The sequence below is a fragment of the Helicobacter sp. MIT 11-5569 genome, from assembly GCF_000765695.2.
Lineage (GTDB): Bacteria > Campylobacterota > Campylobacteria > Campylobacterales > Helicobacteraceae > Helicobacter_D.
Genome location: NZ_JRPB02000003.1, coordinates 42,082 through 57,302, shown reverse-complemented (window position 1 = coordinate 57,302; position 15,221 = coordinate 42,082). Strand labels below are relative to the sequence as shown.

The window sequence follows — 15,221 nt, the reverse complement described above, 5'->3', positions numbered from 1 at the left end:
TCTTTTTTAGGCGCATTCTAAATAAAATTGAAGGGTTAAAAAAGGGTTAAAAAGTTGCCACAGGGATTAAAGTGGCTAACTTGGCTTAATTTCTGTAATTTGTGCAAGTTGTTGGCTTAAAAGCAGTAAAGCTTGGGCATCTCCTTTTAGCTTTGCGTCTTTTAGTTGCCATTCTAAAAACCTGCGCTTTAGCTCAAAAATCATAAAACGCACATCACCAAAAGCAACGACATCTATTTTTTCATCTAAGCTTAGCTTGTTGAGATTCTGCGTAGATTCTTTGCGCAAAAGTGCGATAAAATCCTCTTTAAAAGCTCCAAACTCCACTGGTTCTAAATAGTTTGCACAAAGGTCTAACACTCTTTCATCATAAATACAAGTTTTAAGCAAACTCAAAAAAGGAAGTTGTGAATTTTGCTTTTGCACTTTGCTGACTTTTTTTGCCGCTTCAAAAGGGATTCCAAGTTTTTTAAGCGTCTCCACCATTAAGCTTTTTTGGTAGAAATTCTTTTGTGCAGAAATTTCCGCGCGGATTTTGTTAATAAAAGCATCTTTAGCTTTAATATCTTGTGCATTTTCTAAAGTCTGTGCTATGAAAAATTCTAAAACGCCAACACTTTCAAAACTAGACTTAATCCCTTTTTCTAAAAGCTCGCCAATATCTTTGCATTCTTCTTTGACGCGCACAACTTCCGCATTTAAAAAGCCTTGATTATAGAGCAACTCCGAAGCTTTTAGCGCGGCTTTTTGCCCTGCTGCATCTTTATCAAAACAACATTTAATCACCACACCATCACACACACGATTAATCGCGCTTAAGTGCTGTGTGTTAAATGCGGTCCCGCAAGTGGCTATGGTATTTTTAAATCCTAGCTTGTGCATAGCAATCACGTCCATAAAGCCTTCCACAATAAAACATTCTTTTTGGCTGCTAATATGGCGTTTTGCTAGAGAGATTCCATAAAGCAGTTGGCTTTTATGAAAAAGTCTTGATTCTTTAGAGTTGATGTATTTTGCGCTATTTTTAAAGTTAGAATACGGGTGGGTCCTCCCGCTAAAGCCTACGACTTTATGCGTGAAATTGCGCATTGCAAAGCTAATACGATTTTGCAAAGGAACAAAGAATCCCCCACCTTTGTTTTTAAAGAGTAGCCCTAGCTCTTCTAAAGCTTCGCATTCTTGCAAGCTTAAATGCTTTGGCAAATCTTTAGGAATATATCCAATATCAAAAAGAGCTAAATCATCAGCATTTAATCCGCGATTAAAAAGGTATTTTAGCACATTGCTTTGCGTCTTTAGCTCTTCTGTGAAGATTCCATTGACCTTGCCTAAAAGTTCAAAATATTTGTTTAAATCCACTCCCCCTTTAATCTCCAAAGAATATCCTAGCATATCTGCGATTTCTTGCACAGCTTCTTGAAAATTACAATGTTTAAACTCTTGATAAAACTTAATCGCATCTCCCCCAGCATTGCAGCCAAAACAATGGTAAATCTGTTTGTTAGGATTCACCTTAAAACTCGGGCTTTTCTCTTCATGAAAAGGACAGCAGGCACTCCAATTTGCACCCTCTTTTTTCAAAGGGATAAATTTGCCAATCACTTCTACAATATCTATTCTTGCTTTTAAACCTTCTAAATTTACAATCATCTTTTAATCCTTAAATGATAGGCATATTGAGTTCTTGCTGAACATCTTGTGCTTCAAAGACAATCTCGATTTCTCTTTGCTTCTCGCTCTCTTCAAAAAAACGCAGATTCTTTCTATCAAAAAGGATTCTATCTTTATAATGCTTTCCTGTTTGCTTGTTTTTCTTAATCTTAAAAATCCTTGCATTCTCATCATAATCCGCACCTTTTTGGTCTAAATCATCGCTTTTTGGTTTAACGCGTTCAATGTGGATAATAATGCTTGCTTCATGCCCACCTTTTTTGCTTCCTAGTGGATTATCTTTATCTGTTTTGGAGTTTTGACAAATAAAAATCACAAACACACCCAAAGAATGGCAAAGTTTTGCCAAAACACTAAATTTCATACTCTCTTCTTCTTCGCTATTGCGTCCTGTGTTTGTAACGCGCATTTGACTATCAATTAAAAAGAATCGCACGCCTTTTTTATAAAGATTCTTAATGTTTTGCGTAACCTCGTTAATATCATAGCCATCATTAATAATAAAAAAATTATCACTATTCACAAAACTACTATTAGCGCGCCTTTTTAGATAATCATTAATCGTAAATTCAAAGCAAAAAAAGCAAACTTTCGTGGTTTTGCTAAGATTTTCTAAAATCTGCAAAGAAAACATTGTTTTTCCTGCTTCTGGGTCGCCAAACACTAGCATTAATTGCCCGAGCTCAAACCCACCACCAAAGCAATTATCCACAAAAGGAATCCCTGTTTTGTAGTTCTGTGCTTGTGGCTTTTTGGCATATTCATCACTCCATTCTTTTAAATTTTTATACTCTTTAACTTCAATATCTAGCGCATTTTCTAAAAGTGCTAAATCCAAAAGCGCGCCATCATTGCTTGCATTTAAAAGAGATTCCGCGATTTTTTGTTGCGCTTTGATTTGATAGTTATGTTTAAACACTTCACATAATCCTAAGTAGTTTGGATTAGGTGCGCACAAAAGGAGTTCTTGAAAATAATCGCTATTTTTTTGCTTTAGGCTTAAACTCCCAAAAAAACTATGGAGACTTAAACCACCTTTTAAAGCCAAAGCATTGATAATCTTTAAAGATTCTCTTGCTTCCTCACTAAAGATTTTAAGACTAACTTTGCTTAAAAATGCGTCTAAATCTTTAGGATAATGAATAAAACTCATTAACAATTCTAGTTCTAAGGGATCGATTTCTTTATTGTGCATATTTTCTCCTTAAAATACCCATTTTGGCAGCTTTTGCTTATAACGTTGCACAAAAAGACGCGTTAGCACTTCGTTTTCTTCAACCACACTTCCACCAAAGTTTTTGATTTTTGCTTTTTTTGCTTTTTCTTCGCTTAAAGAGACGATAACCTTTTGCGTGTAATAAATCACTTCTTTTAATCCATACACGCGGTTAAAACACTTGTTATCGCTATCTTTTTTAAGAGCCATTAAAAGCGCGTTAATCTCATCATTGTTTAATTGCGCGCAAATCTCCTCTATTTTTACTCTATCAAAATCCCCACCCTCAAACTTCTCACTCCAAAGAATCTCATTCAAATAATCCATCATTTTCCTCTTCTTCTATCTTTTCTGTAATCTTTTCTAAAAGCGTTACATTTGCGATTTTTTTCACCTCTGCGATAAAAGGCTCATCAAACTCACCAATATTAAAGCAAGCATAAGATAAAGTATAAGTCTCCACCAATAAATCGCAATATTCACACATTCCAAAATATGGGTCGCTAAACTCTAAACCTGTTGTTTCCTCGTTTTTTATTAAATACGCAAGTTTTGCAAGCTGCTCACATAACAGCACAAACGCACTCTCGTGTGTCCTTGCTGGTAAGCTAGAATGTGCAGAATACATCAAAGTATTAATCGTAGTAACAACCCATTCAAACCCACCATAAAGGTCAAAATCTTCTGCAACAACTGTTTCTTTTTCCATTTTTCTCTCCTTGAGATTAATTTTCAACTTCCATTTTTAACAATAAACGATTCTCTTCTTTGCACTTTGGGCATTCACAGCTTAAATGCGTCTCATCGCTTTGATAGTCGATTAAATCTAAGTGCTTTTTAGAATCTATATTTTCAATCAACCTAGAAAGGGAAGTTTTCATCACATTCCCGCAAAACTCACACGCATAAAACACCGCAAAATAATCGCTTTTTTTGCTCATTTGCTCTCCTTTAGTGCAGCCCAAACAAATAAATTTTCTCTTGAATAAGATTCCAAAAGTTTGTCTAACGCATTATGTAAATAAGCGTTCTTGCACATTTTTAGCCTTTTGCACTCTTTGTTCAAGCCTCTTAACACGCCCTTGCGTAGATAGAATTTTTTTCTTTTTTTTGAAAGCTTTTTGCTTAGCTTTAAATAAGTCATAATTCCCTCCAAATAACACTAAAGCGCATTCAACAACCGCGCTTTTGCTTTGATTTTCCAAACTTGCAACCAATGCAATTTTTTCTAGCATATCCAAGCCAAGATAAAAGCTGCTGCTATTTTCTTTTTTTCCTTTAAGCGGTGCTTTTCTCCATCTTCTTTGCTGCATTGCATAACCTTTAAGCATATTTAAACAAACCATTTTCGCGTGTTACCGCACGCCCATTCACACGTAAATCCTTATAACTCTCTCCCTTATCCAAACTCCAACCTTGTGCTTTTAATGCGTTGTAAATTGTGATATGCAAGGCTTTTGTGGATTCTTTTTGTGCTTTGGTTTTTGTTGTTTGAGCGTCTTTAGTGTGGGAGAAATATCCGCGCCAATCATTCGCCATACACCGCTTAATATCCTGAACAATATCACAACCGCTTTCTTTTGCCTTTTTTAGCTTTGCGATGGATACCATAGGCTTAATACGCCACATCGCATTACGCCAAGCAACCCACTCTTTAGCAATCTTAAGTTCCTCTCCATCAAGAAAAGTGCTAAGGTCGTAAGCTTTTTTATAATTTTCTACGGCTTTAGAATTTGCTTCTAAGAGGGTCTTAAAAAGTTCAGCTTTTTGCAAAATGAAAATCTCTTGTTTCTCTTCTTTTTTTGTATCTTTATTAGTCTTATTATAGGGGGTCATTTCACCACAGCTGGTCAAATGCGCTACGGGTGAAATATCGCAAGTATCGGTTTTATGCGTTTTTGCACTACTTGTTTTTAAGCTTCCTTTAACAATAATTTCCGCGTCCAATTTTTGCAAAGAGTTATTATTGCAGTATTTAAACGCAAGCTTATTTTGCGTAAATTTTCCTTTTATATCGCGATTTGCAATAGGAATCAAAAAACCAAACTTCAGTAGCTCTTGCTTGCGTCTTTTTATCGTGCTAAGAGTGGAATTTAAAGCTTTTGCTACATTTTCCCATACAACTGTCCAATCTTTTGGTAAAGACATCAGATAAAAAGCTAAAACCTTAGCTCCATCGCTTAAATTTTGGTCAAGCAAAAGGTCATTTGGAATAATTGTAAATTTCTCATTGGGTGCTAGATAAAGTATTTGGCTCATTTTTTACCTCCATGAATTAATACAGAATCTTCTATCGTTTCTTTTAGAGCAAGATTTAGAGATTCTGTAGTTTTGATTTTGCTATATAGGATTTGCAAAGCTTCTTTTTTATGCTTTTCAAAAAGCTCTTCTGATTTTTCATTTGGTAGAGATTGTCGAACTAAAGAGTAGTTATAATAATCTCCTACTAATATTCCAACTTTACACAAAACCTCGATATTTTCTACTTCAAGAGAAATACTTATTTTTGGAATCTGTTTTGTGTTGATGATTATGATTTTATCTTCATCAAAAATTTTTAGCTTCATTTCTCACTCCTTTATCATCTTTTCTTTAGTTTCTTTTAGAATTTTTTGTAATTTCATATCAATAATTTCATTGACAGCTTTTAACTTCGCGCTAACTTCTTCTTGCTTTAAAAAATCATTTCCAGCATAGATTCCTGCTAATAATATTGCAGTTTCTTTTGAAGGGGTAAAGACAATCAAAGAGGTAAAGACAAAAAGAGAAGTGATAAAAAATATCTTTAATCTTTTAGGTAGAATTTCTTCGCCTTCTACAGCCAAGCTAGAGAAGTTTATAATTAAAAAAACAATTGAAATAGATACTATAAGCACCGAGATAGGAATTAAATTTTTAACAAGTCCAATCAAATAAACAAATAACATTAGCTCAATCATTTTTTACTCCTTTTTCTAACTCCTTATTATCCATTAAAAAATCAGAGCAATTCTCAATTATTATTTGGTCAGTATGAAAAACCCTATACAATGGCATAATCTGATATTTATCAGGCAATTGCCCTACTTTTATATTCATATAAACATATCCTTGAATGCAGTAATACTCTATAAACCCGAGCCTTTCTACTTTTTCATATCCCAAATATTGCGTAAAACCTTTGCCATACGCAAATATAAAGCTAAGGCATATAATCAAAAAAGATTTAACTAACATTTTCTTGCCCCCTTATTTCGTGGATATTTCCAACAACTTCAACATCAATCTGATTTTCTGTATCAATCTTTACTGATTCTTTATAAAATACGCAAAAATGTGAAGTTCTCGAGCTTTTTTGCATTAACAAAGGTTCTTTGTCAAAACACTCTAAAATACTCTTTAGGCTAATATGCGCCTCACTCCACTTAAAGATTAAAGTGCCATTTGGCTTTAAAACGCGCATACATTCATTAAAACCTTTTGCTAAGCTTCCCATATTTTGCACCATAATGCTTTTTTCGCTTCCACGATTTGGGGCAATATGCGGTGGGTCAAATATGACTAGATAGAAGCTCTCGTCTTCAAAAGGCAACTTATTAGTAAAATCCAATATTAAATTTGGATTTACTTCTGCTCTTAAATCGCAGAATAAAACATTTGGATTATTTTTGTCTGCGTAAAATTGTTTAAATCCACAACACACATCAAGAATATTTTTGAGTTTAGATTCGTTAGCATTCATTTCTCACTCCTTCTTTAAAAGCTCCTAAAAGATAGAACGTAGCATTTGTTTTTTCATCTTTTAAAGCAAGTGTTCTTTATCCTTTATTTTTTCTATCTCAAACAAAAACACGTTTCATCTTCTGCATATACATCACTAAAAAGTGCATTTGGTGTGTTTTTAAATCTTTTTTCCAAGTTCTCTAAAGTCATATTGGGCTTAAAGGTTTGATTAACACAATTCAGCACTTTAGCCTTCTCTTCCAAATTCTTCATTATCTCCCAAAAGTGTGGATAATATTTGTAAAGAGTATAAAGACTTTGCAAGCTCTGTTTAGGACACATATAACATCCTGTGCGCGAAAACTTTTCATAGAGTTTATTTGCGATTCCACGTTTTTTTAAAAACTCATCGACTTCGGGTTCGTTCATTTTCCATTCCGCTAAAGGATATTTAGCTGTTGCATAGTCCAAATTGCTTACCCTTCCATTTTTTACTTCATCGTATGTGTAACCAATGAGAACAGTATTCTTAAATTTATTTGGGGAGTGAGATAAAACAAATTCTTTTGTAGGATTAGCCTTTGTTTCTCTGGTGCAGTAGTCTTTGCCAACTGCTCTTGGCAATCCTCTTAATCTACCTTTATTTTCTCCTCTTGCAATAGGCTTTTCAAATGCCCAATCATAAATTTTGTTTAGACTATTAATATAAGTTATTAACATTCCAAATTCTTTATAGAGATACCCTTCTAGTTTTTCAAGATAAAAATACATTGCGTCAAACTCAAATCCTGTATCACAAAAAATAATGTGATCTATTTTGTTTCCAATCTCCAGCCATTTAACAACCATTGCGCTAGAATCTCTACCGCCACTAAGATTTGCAACAATCATTTTTTACTCCTTAGATTTTTACGCTTCTCAATAATAAGCTCACTAGACATTCTTTGAATAAGACTTTTTAGCTTTGCGTATTCGCTGTAATGAAAAACGCTAAGCAAATATTTACTACCCTTTAATGTTTTTGCACTTTTTGCGATATAAACTTCATTTCTAGTATTAACAGACAAAACACCATAACTTCCATCCGCCTTTTTTAGATATTCCAAAACAAAATCTAATAAATCATTGGGGACAAAATAGTAAAATTTGTGATAAGATTTATCAAAGTATGTATGTTTATGTTTTTTAAAATCTTTTAGAAAATCACTTTTAGAAATTTTTATCTCTACGACAATAATCTCTTTATCATCAAAAGCAACAATATCTTCTATTTCATCAAGAGTAAAAGAGTATTCAGAAACAACACCAATAAACTTTCTTTTGTATCTAAAATACTCTTGGAGCAGAAGTTTAGCTTCGTTAGCATTCATTGTAACAACTCCTTATTCTCGTGAATATTGCCAATAACTTCCCACTGCTCAAAAGTTAATACTATTTGGTAATGTTTATCTTTTGGAGTATCTTTATATTTTAAATATCCTCCATAAAATCCTATTTGTGGTGAAAACTTTACATAAACAAGATAATTTTGAAAGGAATCCACAATGGTTTGTTCTTTCATTTTAATAATATCCCCCTCAAAGATTTCTTTACCATTCTTATCAAATAATCCTGTCCAAAGCTCTATTTCCGCTCTTTCATTGTTTAAAAGCAATAGAGATGGATTGATTTCTACGCACCTTTCATCAAAATCTAAATCTTTTAGTTTCATTTCTCACCCCCATAAGTTTTTAGAATCCATTGTTTTAAACTCTCTCCAAAAGATAGAGATTCAAAGTAAGCCTTAGCAGTCTCTTGATTGCCCCAATGGTGCAAACAATTTAAATTGCTTATCACTTCTGATTCCATTTCTAAGCTTAAAAGCTCCCCAACACTTCCTTTTAAGTCTTTCAAGAATTTATCATCACACCTTTTAACTCTGTCGGATACTTCTTCAATCAAATCACTATCTTGGATACCATCTAAAAAATTATCAATATCAATCTCATCTAAATTAGATAAAATATCTTGAATATCAATATCATCTTGCATTTTCACTCCTTTATCCACCATTGAAGATTTTTTGTATTGCTCAATCGCTCCAAAATTCCTGCGGACGCCTCTTAAGTCAGTAATGGGTTTTTTTATTTTTATTAAAAATCACTGCATCAAAGACAAAATAAAATCTGCTGCTATAATGGGTCCCATTCGCCCCTTCAAGGATATAATGCCGATTCTTTAATGGTTTATTTCTCATCTCCATACTCTCTCCTTAAAACTCTTCCAAAAATGTTGCACGTTGTTTTTTCTTATTTGGGATATATTGTGCATAGACCTGTAAAGTCATTTGCGCATTTGTATGTCCAAGCTGTCTTTTACTAACCCAAATTAAATCCTCGCCATTTTCTAACATCAAGCTTGCAAAAGTGTGGCGCGTGTTGTAAATATGCCTTTGTTTTAAATCTAACGATTCTAAAAGTTTTGTCCAAACATAGCGCATTTTGGTTGCAAATTTTGCAAACCCAGCAACACTAGTAAAAATAAAATCTTTATTCCCTGTGATTTTTTTCTGTGCAAGTAGTGCGCCTTCAGCTAATGGAAGCAAATCTATTGTGCGCATACTAGATTTTGTTTTTGTTTTACCGATTCCATATCTACCCAAAGTTTTAGTGATAGAAATTTCTTTGTTGGCAAAATCTACATCCTCCCATCTTAATGCTAGAATCTCTCCTTTTCTAAGCCCGCTAAAAAAAGCAAGTTGCAAATAATTCTTTATCATCTCATCTTTGCAATTCTCTAAAATGCGCTTGACTTCTTCAAGGCTAAAAGGCACAGGATTTTCCGCAGCGTCTTCTATTTTAAATTTTATGTTAGGGATTTTTTTAATGTAATCCATTTCATACGCATAGTTAAACATTGCGCGCAACATAATCAATCTGTTGTTTAAAGAACTCTTTTTTAAACCCAAATCAAGTGAATCTTTTACAAATTCAGCAATCTTATCCTTATTGATAGAAGTAATAGGCGTTTGCATACCAAAATAATCAATGATTTTTCCAAGTGTTGTTTTATAAACAAAATATGTGGAAGGGCGCATTGTCTGATTCTGTTTTATAAGAGCGTTAGCAATAGCTCCAAGAGTGCAATTTTTATCAAACCGCGCTTTTTGCATTGCCTCTTTTGTGCTTGTTTGTTGCTCTTTGCTTGCAATATATTCAGTAATTAGGCTATCAATATTTTTCTTAACATACTCAATATTACTTAAAGTGGCTTCTAATTTTGTGCTAAATCTATACCACTCACCTTTAATCATTTTAGCAACCCAAACTTTATTATTTCTAATTACGATTCCATTACTTTTCTTTGGCATTTTTACTCCTTTTTAATTGTTTTCTCACCAAAAAACATATCAATGCAAATTTAGTTCTAATTTCTTTTGCATGCACAGCCTTTATTCTCTAAAAATTTCTTTTAATGCTTTGCGATATTCGCTATCACTCTTGTTATGCTTAAACAACAATTTTGTGCCATTAAATCTAAATTCTTTTGCTTGCGATTCTAAATTTTTAAAGAGTGTAGATTCCCTTAGCTCTTTAATACTCATCTCTTTTTTTCTCGCACAAGATTCCGCGCTCAAGATTTTATGGCACACAAGAGGGCGCATAACATCACCAAAATAAGATTCGCTCAAACAATCAAGCAGAAGATTCTCCATACTATTTCCTTATTCACAAAATTTGTTTTAGATTGTTTTTAGATGATATTTGCAAGAAGCGTTAGAAAGCGGAATATTTACAAGCTTTCAAGACAAACTTTAAAAAGCATTTACATATTCTGCTTTTATGCGCTTAATAGTTTTTGAGTGTTGATTTCGCGCAAACAAGACTGCAAATGTCGATTAATAAGCACAACAAGAACCTAGCAAGATAGCTTTTGTGCTACAAGAAGGCGCGCAAAATTTTGAAAGTCTTTTGTTTTTTTAAGCTTAACAAAGTGATTTGCCTATTTTATGAGATTTTAGTAGTTTTTTGGGAGTTGTTTAACACTAAGCTGGAGAGGGGATGGGGTTTTACCCCCCCCTTCTTTTTGTCAAGAAAAATCCAAAAACTAGAGATTCTTTAACCTCAAAAGCTTTTTTACACAAATTTAAAAGTTTTTAAATGCAGTTGATATTTAAGTTCTTTTTTTATAGAATTCTAGGTATATTACGTTTTGTATCACAAGGGTGGTTATGGATAAGGATTCCAAAAAAAATCTTGTAGCTAAAAAAAAACGCACACCAAATGAAACGAACAAAATTAAAAATAGAGAAAAACAAACAGAGATTCTAAAGATTGCTTGGAAGTTTTTTTTGCAATATGGCTACAAAAAAACAAGCTTACAAATGATTGTAAAAGAAACAGGTGGGTCTTTAGCAACAATCTATAAGCTCTTTAAAAACAAAAAAACAATTTTTGCTAAAGCAATTTCAGAAAATGGACAAGATTTTATTGATTCTTTTGATAAAGACTTCAATGAAATAGCACCACATTCCAATCTGGAAGAATATTTTTATCATATCGGCGTGAAACTTATTAATCAAATCCTTAGTCAAGAAAGTATCGCATTTCATCGATTAATCGTTGTGGAGGGTTATAATAATCCTGAACTTATTGAAATTTTTCATCATAACGCAGTATGTAAGGTGCACCATTTTCTTTTAAAAATCTTGGAAGATTATAATACAGCGCACAACTTAGGAATTGAAGATATTGATGAGAGTTTGCACATTTTCACAGAGCTCATTATTGGATCATATTTCATTGATACAATTATGATTCCAAACTATGTCCGCCCAAGTGCTGATGAAATTCATCGCGCAGCAAAACGAGCAATCAAAATCTTTATGCTTTATCTTAAACATTATAAGGAGATTAAATGACTATTGATACAATGTTATTAAACAAACTGACAAAACTTGGTGGAATTACATTAGAAAATCAAGAATTAGAAATGACAAAAAATCATTTAAGCGAAATTGTTAATTTTGTCGAAAATATTAATACACTTGATTTAGATGCAATTCCTGCTTCGTTTAATCCGCTAGATTCCGCACTTCCTATGCGTCAAGATATTGTAGAATCCCAACCAGATATTGCAAAAAATATTTTAAAACACGCCCCTCATCAAGAGGATAACTTTTTTATCGTTCCAAAAATTATTGAATAAGGAGAGTTTTTATTTAGAGAGTCATTTTAACAACGCAAATTGTTTCTCTGCGCTGTTAAAAAAGCAATAAAAGAAAAAATCTTTATTGTTTAAATGAGCTCTATGATTGCCATTTGAGCAGCATCACCTACTCTTAGCCTTGTTTTAATAATCCTTGTATAACCACCATTTCTGCTAGCATATTTAGGAGCAATCTCTGTTACAAGTTTTTTAACAGATTCTTTGTGTTGCAAGTAAGAAAAAACTAAACGATGAGCCATTGCATCTCCTACTCTTGCTTTTGTGATAAGTTTTTCAAAGTAACTTTGTAATTCTTTTGCTTTTTGCAAAGTTGTTTCAATCTTTCCACTAGCAACCAAAGCAATAGAAAGATTTTTTAATAAAGCTTTTCTATGAGAGCTCGTGCGCCCTAGCTTTCTATATCCATGTCCATGTCTCATTTATTAATCCTTTTAATTGGAAAATTTTTTCTTCAGTAAAGCGACTAAATCTTCTGCAATTGCCTTACCAATAGGATAACCTAGTTCTTCTAATTTTACAGTGATTTCATCTAAAGACTTCTTGCCTAGATTCTTAATATTTTTAATTTGGTCCTCATTTAACAACACAAGCTCACCCAAATATTTAATACCAGATCTATCTAAGCAATTAAAGCATCTTGCACTAAAATTTAAGCTATCAATTGTTTGTGATAATAACTTAATTTCTGGGCGATCTTCTTCACCACTATTTACTTCAGGAACTTCAATATTTAACTCAGAATTAAAAATTGCCATTTGTTTATGCATTACACTTAACGCATTTTTAAATGCCATTAAAGGCTCTATTTGTCCATCTGTTTGAATATTGAAAACTACCTTTTCGTAGTTTGGATCATCTTCAACTAAAACATTTTCTGTTTCATACGTTACATTTGTTACAGGTGTAAAATATGCATCAAGAGGCATATAATCTTCTGAAATTGCATTTCTAATATCTTCGCTAGGGACATAACCAATTCCCTTACGCACAATGATAGAGAAATTTAAAATAGCGTCTTCATTAATTGTCGCTAAATGAATATTTGGAGTAACCACATCAACTATGTCATTTACCAAATCTTCTCCAGTAATAACTTTTGGACCTGCAAAACTATAATTAATACTCACACTATCACTATCATCTTTTACCTTAAAACGAATCGTTTTAAGATTAACGATAAAATGCGAAACATCTTCTACTACACCACGCACAGAATCAAACTCATGCGCTACACCCTCAATTCTTAGTGCAACAGGAGCAAATCCAACTGAACTTCCAAGCAATAAACGGCGCAAAGGATGTGCTAGCGTGATTGCATATCCTGCTTCAAAAGGATATGCTGTAATTTCAATCTTATTAACACCAATTTCTTTGACTTCAATCTTTGTTGGAACATGTGGAGAAGTTTTAATACTTTTCATACTAACCCTTTCCTACAAATTATTTAGAATACAACTCAACAATGAGCCTTTCTTCGATTGGAATCACTACTTCTTCTCTTTCTGGAAGACGTGTAAAGATTCCAAACACTTTATCTTGATCCACATCAACCCATGGAGCAATTCCAGTTTGTTTTGTTAGCTCAATTGCTCTTTGGACCTGTGGATTTTTCTTTGTTTTTTCACAAATTTCAACTTTTTGCCCAACACCAACTAATGCTGAAGGGATATTGAGCTTTTTTCCATCTACTAAAATATGTCCATGTACAACAAGCTGTCTTGCAAATCTTCTTGTGGTCGCAAAACCCATTCTATAAACGACATTATCTAGTCTTCTTTCAATTAATTTTACTAGATTTTCCCCAGTATTTCCTTCTAATCTATTTGCTTCTACGAAAATTGCGCGAAATTGCTTTTCAGAAACACCATACATCATTCTTGCTTTTTGTTTTTCTCTAAGTTGGATTCCATATTCTGAAATTTTCCCTCTTCTTTGTCCATGTTGTCCTGGACCATAAGGGCGTTTATCTAAAGCACTTTTACCTGCTAATCTGCGCTCGCCTTTTAATGCAAGACTAACACCGAATCTTCTTTCAATCTTTTCAACAGGACCTCTATATCTTGCCATTATCTCTCCTTACACTCTTCTTCTTTTTGGCGCACGGCAACCATTATGCGGCAATGGTGTTACATCTTTAAACCATAGAACCTTGATTCCCTCAATACTTCCCAAGCTTTTTACTGCAGTTTCACGACCGCTTCCGGGACCTTGAATCTTTACTCCAAGCTCTTTAATTCCATGTTCTTTTGCTTTAGAAACTGCATCTTCAACCGCTTGTTGCGCTGCATAAGGAGTTGATTTTTTGCTTCCTTTAAATCCTAATGCACCTGCTGTGCTCCAGCAAATGACATTGCCCATTTCATCTGTGATTGTTACGCTTGTATTGTTAAAAGCAGCAGAAATATGAATGATGCCTCTTGCAATATTCTTTTTAACCACTCTTTTTTTATTTACATTTCTTTTAGCCATTATTTACTCCCTACTTTGATGCACTACCAACAGTTTTTCTCTTACCTTTTCGTGTTCTTGCATTATTTTTTGTTGTTTGACCACGAACGGGAAGTCCTTTACGATGCCTTAAACCACGATAGTTCCCTAAATCCATAAGAGCTTTAATGTCCATTGTAACTTTTTTGCGCAAATCACCCTCTACGATATGGTGAGCTTGAATTTCCTTTGCAATCGAAGAAACTTCATCCTCACTAAGGTCTTGAACCCTTTTGTCATAAGAAATATTTACAGAATTCAAAATATCTCTTGAAGTCTTTAAACCTACACCATAGATGTAAGTCAAAGCATATTCAATTCTCTTTTTTTTGGGTAAATCAACACCAGCAATTCTCGCCATTATTTTTCCTTTTAACCTTGTCTTTGTTTATGTTTTGGATTCTCGCAAATCACTCGAATCACGCCTTTTCTTTTGATAACCTTGCATTTGTCGCACATTTTTTTGACAGAAGGTCTCACTTTCATAACTTACTCCTACTTCTAAAGGCTATGCCTCATAAAATACTGCTCTACAGGAAAATCCCGATACACATTACTTTGAAATACAAATCTATTGCTTCCTAAATAAAATAGGCATTGAGTTTATAGTCCTCTAAGGCATTTTCAAGCTACCTAAACGACTATGCAAAACATATAATTTTTGCAAAAGAATGCGAATTATACTTAAAAATTTATTAAAAACTACTTATATCTAAAAGTAATTCTACCCTTATCCAAACTATAAGGCGTTAGCTCAATCTTTACTTTATCTCCTTGTAGAATCTTAATATAGTGCATACGCATACGTCCAGCAATATGACATAAAATAATATGCCCATTTTCAAGCTCTACGCGAAAAGTTGCATTAGGCAATGCTTCTTTTACGATTCCATCTACTTCAATTACATCATCTTTTGCCACTGTATTCCTTTTATAA

At 33.4% G+C, this 15,221-nt stretch carries 27 protein-coding genes; 2 read left to right on the top strand and 25 right to left on the bottom strand.

Annotation, left to right across the window (positions count from 1 at the left end):
* Positions 1-75: 75 nt before the first annotated feature.
* The 18 genes from dnaG to LS70_RS03735 form a co-directional block, all read right to left on the bottom strand.
* On the bottom strand, positions 76-1,650 hold the full coding sequence (gene dnaG, locus LS70_RS03815; RefSeq protein ID WP_034287287.1) for a DNA primase: 1,575 nt from the start codon (positions 1,648-1,650) through the stop codon (positions 76-78).
* Positions 1,651-1,660: 10 nt separating this feature from the next.
* Complete coding sequence (locus LS70_RS03810; protein ID WP_034287286.1) at positions 1,661-2,866, bottom strand: RAD55 family ATPase; 1,206 nt, start codon at positions 2,864-2,866, stop codon at positions 1,661-1,663.
* Between the two features lie 9 nt (positions 2,867-2,875).
* The gene (locus LS70_RS03805; RefSeq protein WP_034287285.1) at positions 2,876-3,214 is read right to left on the bottom strand and encodes a hypothetical protein; all 339 of its coding nucleotides are present in this window, start codon (positions 3,212-3,214) and stop codon (positions 2,876-2,878) included.
* Positions 3,198-3,596 carry a hypothetical protein gene (locus LS70_RS03800; RefSeq protein ID WP_034287284.1) on the bottom strand — a complete coding sequence of 133 codons (399 nt, stop codon included), beginning with the start codon at positions 3,594-3,596 and terminating at the stop codon, positions 3,198-3,200. Before LS70_RS03800 ends, LS70_RS03805 begins: the two co-directional genes overlap by 17 nt.
* 16 nt (positions 3,597-3,612) lie before the next feature.
* Positions 3,613-3,828, bottom strand: coding sequence for a hypothetical protein (locus tag LS70_RS03795; protein ID WP_034287282.1), 216 nt, complete (start codon positions 3,826-3,828; stop codon positions 3,613-3,615).
* Positions 3,829-3,900: 72 nt separating this feature from the next.
* Positions 3,901-4,200 (bottom strand): hypothetical protein, encoded by a 300-nt coding sequence (locus LS70_RS03790; protein ID WP_138109338.1) that lies wholly within the window; start codon positions 4,198-4,200, stop codon positions 3,901-3,903.
* Positions 4,201-4,210: 10 nt separating this feature from the next.
* Positions 4,211-5,146, bottom strand: coding sequence for a hypothetical protein (locus tag LS70_RS03785; protein WP_034287278.1), 936 nt, complete (start codon positions 5,144-5,146; stop codon positions 4,211-4,213).
* Complete coding sequence (locus LS70_RS03780; protein WP_034287275.1) at positions 5,143-5,454, bottom strand: hypothetical protein; 312 nt, start codon at positions 5,452-5,454, stop codon at positions 5,143-5,145. The genes LS70_RS03785 and LS70_RS03780 overlap by 4 nt, the downstream gene beginning before the upstream one ends.
* A 3-nt stretch (positions 5,455-5,457) precedes the next feature.
* Complete coding sequence (locus LS70_RS03775; protein ID WP_052083269.1) at positions 5,458-5,826, bottom strand: hypothetical protein; 369 nt, start codon at positions 5,824-5,826, stop codon at positions 5,458-5,460.
* Positions 5,819-6,103 (bottom strand): hypothetical protein, encoded by a 285-nt coding sequence (locus LS70_RS03770; protein WP_034287273.1) that lies wholly within the window; start codon positions 6,101-6,103, stop codon positions 5,819-5,821. Before LS70_RS03770 ends, LS70_RS03775 begins: the two co-directional genes overlap by 8 nt.
* Positions 6,093-6,608, bottom strand: coding sequence for a class I SAM-dependent methyltransferase (locus LS70_RS03765; protein ID WP_052083268.1), 516 nt, complete (start codon positions 6,606-6,608; stop codon positions 6,093-6,095). The genes LS70_RS03770 and LS70_RS03765 overlap by 11 nt, the downstream gene beginning before the upstream one ends.
* A gap of 92 nt (positions 6,609-6,700) precedes the next feature.
* Positions 6,701-7,480 carry a phosphoadenosine phosphosulfate reductase domain-containing protein gene (locus tag LS70_RS03760; RefSeq protein WP_052083266.1) on the bottom strand — a complete coding sequence of 260 codons (780 nt, stop codon included), beginning with the start codon at positions 7,478-7,480 and terminating at the stop codon, positions 6,701-6,703.
* Positions 7,477-7,959, bottom strand: coding sequence for a hypothetical protein (locus tag LS70_RS03755; protein ID WP_034287270.1), 483 nt, complete (start codon positions 7,957-7,959; stop codon positions 7,477-7,479). Before LS70_RS03755 ends, LS70_RS03760 begins: the two co-directional genes overlap by 4 nt.
* Positions 7,956-8,300, bottom strand: coding sequence for a YopX family protein (locus tag LS70_RS03750; RefSeq protein WP_034287268.1), 345 nt, complete (start codon positions 8,298-8,300; stop codon positions 7,956-7,958). The genes LS70_RS03755 and LS70_RS03750 overlap by 4 nt, the downstream gene beginning before the upstream one ends.
* Complete coding sequence (locus tag LS70_RS03745; RefSeq protein WP_034287265.1) at positions 8,297-8,620, bottom strand: hypothetical protein; 324 nt, start codon at positions 8,618-8,620, stop codon at positions 8,297-8,299. The genes LS70_RS03750 and LS70_RS03745 overlap by 4 nt, the downstream gene beginning before the upstream one ends.
* Before the next feature lie 76 nt (positions 8,621-8,696).
* Positions 8,697-8,831 (bottom strand): hypothetical protein, encoded by a 135-nt coding sequence (locus LS70_RS10300; protein ID WP_268902940.1) that lies wholly within the window; start codon positions 8,829-8,831, stop codon positions 8,697-8,699.
* Between the two features lie 9 nt (positions 8,832-8,840).
* Positions 8,841-9,938, bottom strand: a complete 1,098-nt coding sequence (locus LS70_RS03740; protein WP_052083265.1) for a tyrosine-type recombinase/integrase — start codon at positions 9,936-9,938, stop codon at positions 8,841-8,843.
* 81 nt (positions 9,939-10,019) lie between these two features.
* Positions 10,020-10,283 (bottom strand): hypothetical protein, encoded by a 264-nt coding sequence (locus LS70_RS03735; RefSeq protein WP_034287263.1) that lies wholly within the window; start codon positions 10,281-10,283, stop codon positions 10,020-10,022.
* Positions 10,284-10,799: 516 nt separating this feature from the next.
* Here LS70_RS03735 and LS70_RS03730 point away from each other — a divergent pair.
* Together LS70_RS03730 and gatC are read left to right on the top strand one after the other, a co-directional pair.
* Positions 10,800-11,489, top strand: a complete 690-nt coding sequence (locus LS70_RS03730; protein WP_052083264.1) for a TetR/AcrR family transcriptional regulator — start codon at positions 10,800-10,802, stop codon at positions 11,487-11,489.
* Positions 11,486-11,776 (top strand): Asp-tRNA(Asn)/Glu-tRNA(Gln) amidotransferase subunit GatC, encoded by a 291-nt coding sequence (gene gatC / locus LS70_RS03725; RefSeq protein ID WP_034287260.1) that lies wholly within the window; start codon positions 11,486-11,488, stop codon positions 11,774-11,776. The genes LS70_RS03730 and gatC overlap by 4 nt, the downstream gene beginning before the upstream one ends.
* 89 nt (positions 11,777-11,865) lie before the next feature.
* On the opposite strand, the gene rplQ is transcribed toward gatC, so the two are convergent.
* The 7 genes from rplQ to infA all read right to left on the bottom strand — a co-directional run bounded on the left by rplQ (position 11,866) and on the right by infA (position 15,205).
* Positions 11,866-12,216 carry a 50S ribosomal protein L17 gene (rplQ, locus tag LS70_RS03720; protein ID WP_034287258.1) on the bottom strand — a complete coding sequence of 117 codons (351 nt, stop codon included), beginning with the start codon at positions 12,214-12,216 and terminating at the stop codon, positions 11,866-11,868.
* Positions 12,217-12,228: 12 nt separating this feature from the next.
* Positions 12,229-13,218 carry a DNA-directed RNA polymerase subunit alpha gene (locus LS70_RS03715; RefSeq protein WP_034287256.1) on the bottom strand — a complete coding sequence of 330 codons (990 nt, stop codon included), beginning with the start codon at positions 13,216-13,218 and terminating at the stop codon, positions 12,229-12,231.
* Positions 13,219-13,237: 19 nt separating this feature from the next.
* Entirely contained in the window at positions 13,238-13,864 is a 627-nt protein-coding gene (rpsD, locus tag LS70_RS03710; protein WP_034287253.1) for a 30S ribosomal protein S4, read from the bottom strand.
* A 9-nt stretch (positions 13,865-13,873) separates the two neighbouring features.
* The gene (gene rpsK / locus LS70_RS03705; protein ID WP_006801841.1) at positions 13,874-14,266 is read right to left on the bottom strand and encodes a 30S ribosomal protein S11; all 393 of its coding nucleotides are present in this window, start codon (positions 14,264-14,266) and stop codon (positions 13,874-13,876) included.
* Between the two features lie 10 nt (positions 14,267-14,276).
* A complete protein-coding gene (rpsM, locus tag LS70_RS03700; protein WP_034287251.1) occupies positions 14,277-14,645 on the bottom strand; it encodes a 30S ribosomal protein S13 in 369 nt (122 codons plus the stop codon).
* Between the two features lie 11 nt (positions 14,646-14,656).
* Positions 14,657-14,770: a 50S ribosomal protein L36 gene (gene rpmJ, locus LS70_RS03695; protein ID WP_005022299.1), complete on the bottom strand. Its 114-nt coding sequence runs from the start codon at positions 14,768-14,770 to the stop codon at positions 14,657-14,659.
* Between the two features lie 216 nt (positions 14,771-14,986).
* Positions 14,987-15,205, bottom strand: coding sequence for a translation initiation factor IF-1 (gene infA / locus LS70_RS03690; protein ID WP_006801843.1), 219 nt, complete (start codon positions 15,203-15,205; stop codon positions 14,987-14,989).
* Positions 15,206-15,221: the final 16 nt, after the last annotated feature.

Excerpts from the sequence above, each read along its gene's own strand:
- dnaG (WP_034287287.1), bottom strand. The coding sequence starts at position 1,650 with ATGATTGTAAATTTAGAAGGTTTAAAAGCAAGAATAGATATTGTAGAA.
- LS70_RS03810 (WP_034287286.1), bottom strand. The coding sequence starts at position 2,866 with ATGCACAATAAAGAAATCGATCCCTTAGAACTAGAATTGTTAATGAGT.
- LS70_RS03805 (WP_034287285.1), bottom strand. The coding sequence starts at position 3,214 with ATGGATTATTTGAATGAGATTCTTTGGAGTGAGAAGTTTGAGGGTGGG.
- LS70_RS03800 (WP_034287284.1), bottom strand. The coding sequence starts at position 3,596 with ATGGAAAAAGAAACAGTTGTTGCAGAAGATTTTGACCTTTATGGTGGG.
- LS70_RS03795 (WP_034287282.1), bottom strand. The coding sequence starts at position 3,828 with ATGAGCAAAAAAAGCGATTATTTTGCGGTGTTTTATGCGTGTGAGTTT.
- LS70_RS03790 (WP_138109338.1), bottom strand. The coding sequence starts at position 4,200 with ATGCAGCAAAGAAGATGGAGAAAAGCACCGCTTAAAGGAAAAAAAGAA.
- LS70_RS03785 (WP_034287278.1), bottom strand. The coding sequence starts at position 5,146 with ATGAGCCAAATACTTTATCTAGCACCCAATGAGAAATTTACAATTATT.
- LS70_RS03780 (WP_034287275.1), bottom strand. The coding sequence starts at position 5,454 with ATGAAGCTAAAAATTTTTGATGAAGATAAAATCATAATCATCAACACA.
- LS70_RS03775 (WP_052083269.1), bottom strand. The coding sequence starts at position 5,826 with ATGATTGAGCTAATGTTATTTGTTTATTTGATTGGACTTGTTAAAAAT.
- LS70_RS03770 (WP_034287273.1), bottom strand. The coding sequence starts at position 6,103 with ATGTTAGTTAAATCTTTTTTGATTATATGCCTTAGCTTTATATTTGCG.
- LS70_RS03765 (WP_052083268.1), bottom strand. The coding sequence starts at position 6,608 with ATGAATGCTAACGAATCTAAACTCAAAAATATTCTTGATGTGTGTTGT.
- LS70_RS03760 (WP_052083266.1), bottom strand. The coding sequence starts at position 7,480 with ATGATTGTTGCAAATCTTAGTGGCGGTAGAGATTCTAGCGCAATGGTT.
- LS70_RS03755 (WP_034287270.1), bottom strand. The coding sequence starts at position 7,959 with ATGAATGCTAACGAAGCTAAACTTCTGCTCCAAGAGTATTTTAGATAC.
- LS70_RS03750 (WP_034287268.1), bottom strand. The coding sequence starts at position 8,300 with ATGAAACTAAAAGATTTAGATTTTGATGAAAGGTGCGTAGAAATCAAT.
- LS70_RS03745 (WP_034287265.1), bottom strand. The coding sequence starts at position 8,620 with ATGCAAGATGATATTGATATTCAAGATATTTTATCTAATTTAGATGAG.
- LS70_RS10300 (WP_268902940.1), bottom strand. The coding sequence starts at position 8,831 with ATGGAGATGAGAAATAAACCATTAAAGAATCGGCATTATATCCTTGAA.
- LS70_RS03740 (WP_052083265.1), bottom strand. The coding sequence starts at position 9,938 with ATGCCAAAGAAAAGTAATGGAATCGTAATTAGAAATAATAAAGTTTGG.
- LS70_RS03735 (WP_034287263.1), bottom strand. The coding sequence starts at position 10,283 with ATGGAGAATCTTCTGCTTGATTGTTTGAGCGAATCTTATTTTGGTGAT.
- LS70_RS03730 (WP_052083264.1), top strand. The coding sequence starts at position 10,800 with ATGGATAAGGATTCCAAAAAAAATCTTGTAGCTAAAAAAAAACGCACA.
- gatC (WP_034287260.1), top strand. The coding sequence starts at position 11,486 with ATGACTATTGATACAATGTTATTAAACAAACTGACAAAACTTGGTGGA.
- rplQ (WP_034287258.1), bottom strand. The coding sequence starts at position 12,216 with ATGAGACATGGACATGGATATAGAAAGCTAGGGCGCACGAGCTCTCAT.
- LS70_RS03715 (WP_034287256.1), bottom strand. The coding sequence starts at position 13,218 with ATGAAAAGTATTAAAACTTCTCCACATGTTCCAACAAAGATTGAAGTC.
- rpsD (WP_034287253.1), bottom strand. The coding sequence starts at position 13,864 with ATGGCAAGATATAGAGGTCCTGTTGAAAAGATTGAAAGAAGATTCGGT.
- rpsK (WP_006801841.1), bottom strand. The coding sequence starts at position 14,266 with ATGGCTAAAAGAAATGTAAATAAAAAAAGAGTGGTTAAAAAGAATATT.
- rpsM (WP_034287251.1), bottom strand. The coding sequence starts at position 14,645 with ATGGCGAGAATTGCTGGTGTTGATTTACCCAAAAAAAAGAGAATTGAA.
- rpmJ (WP_005022299.1), bottom strand. The coding sequence starts at position 14,770 with ATGAAAGTGAGACCTTCTGTCAAAAAAATGTGCGACAAATGCAAGGTT.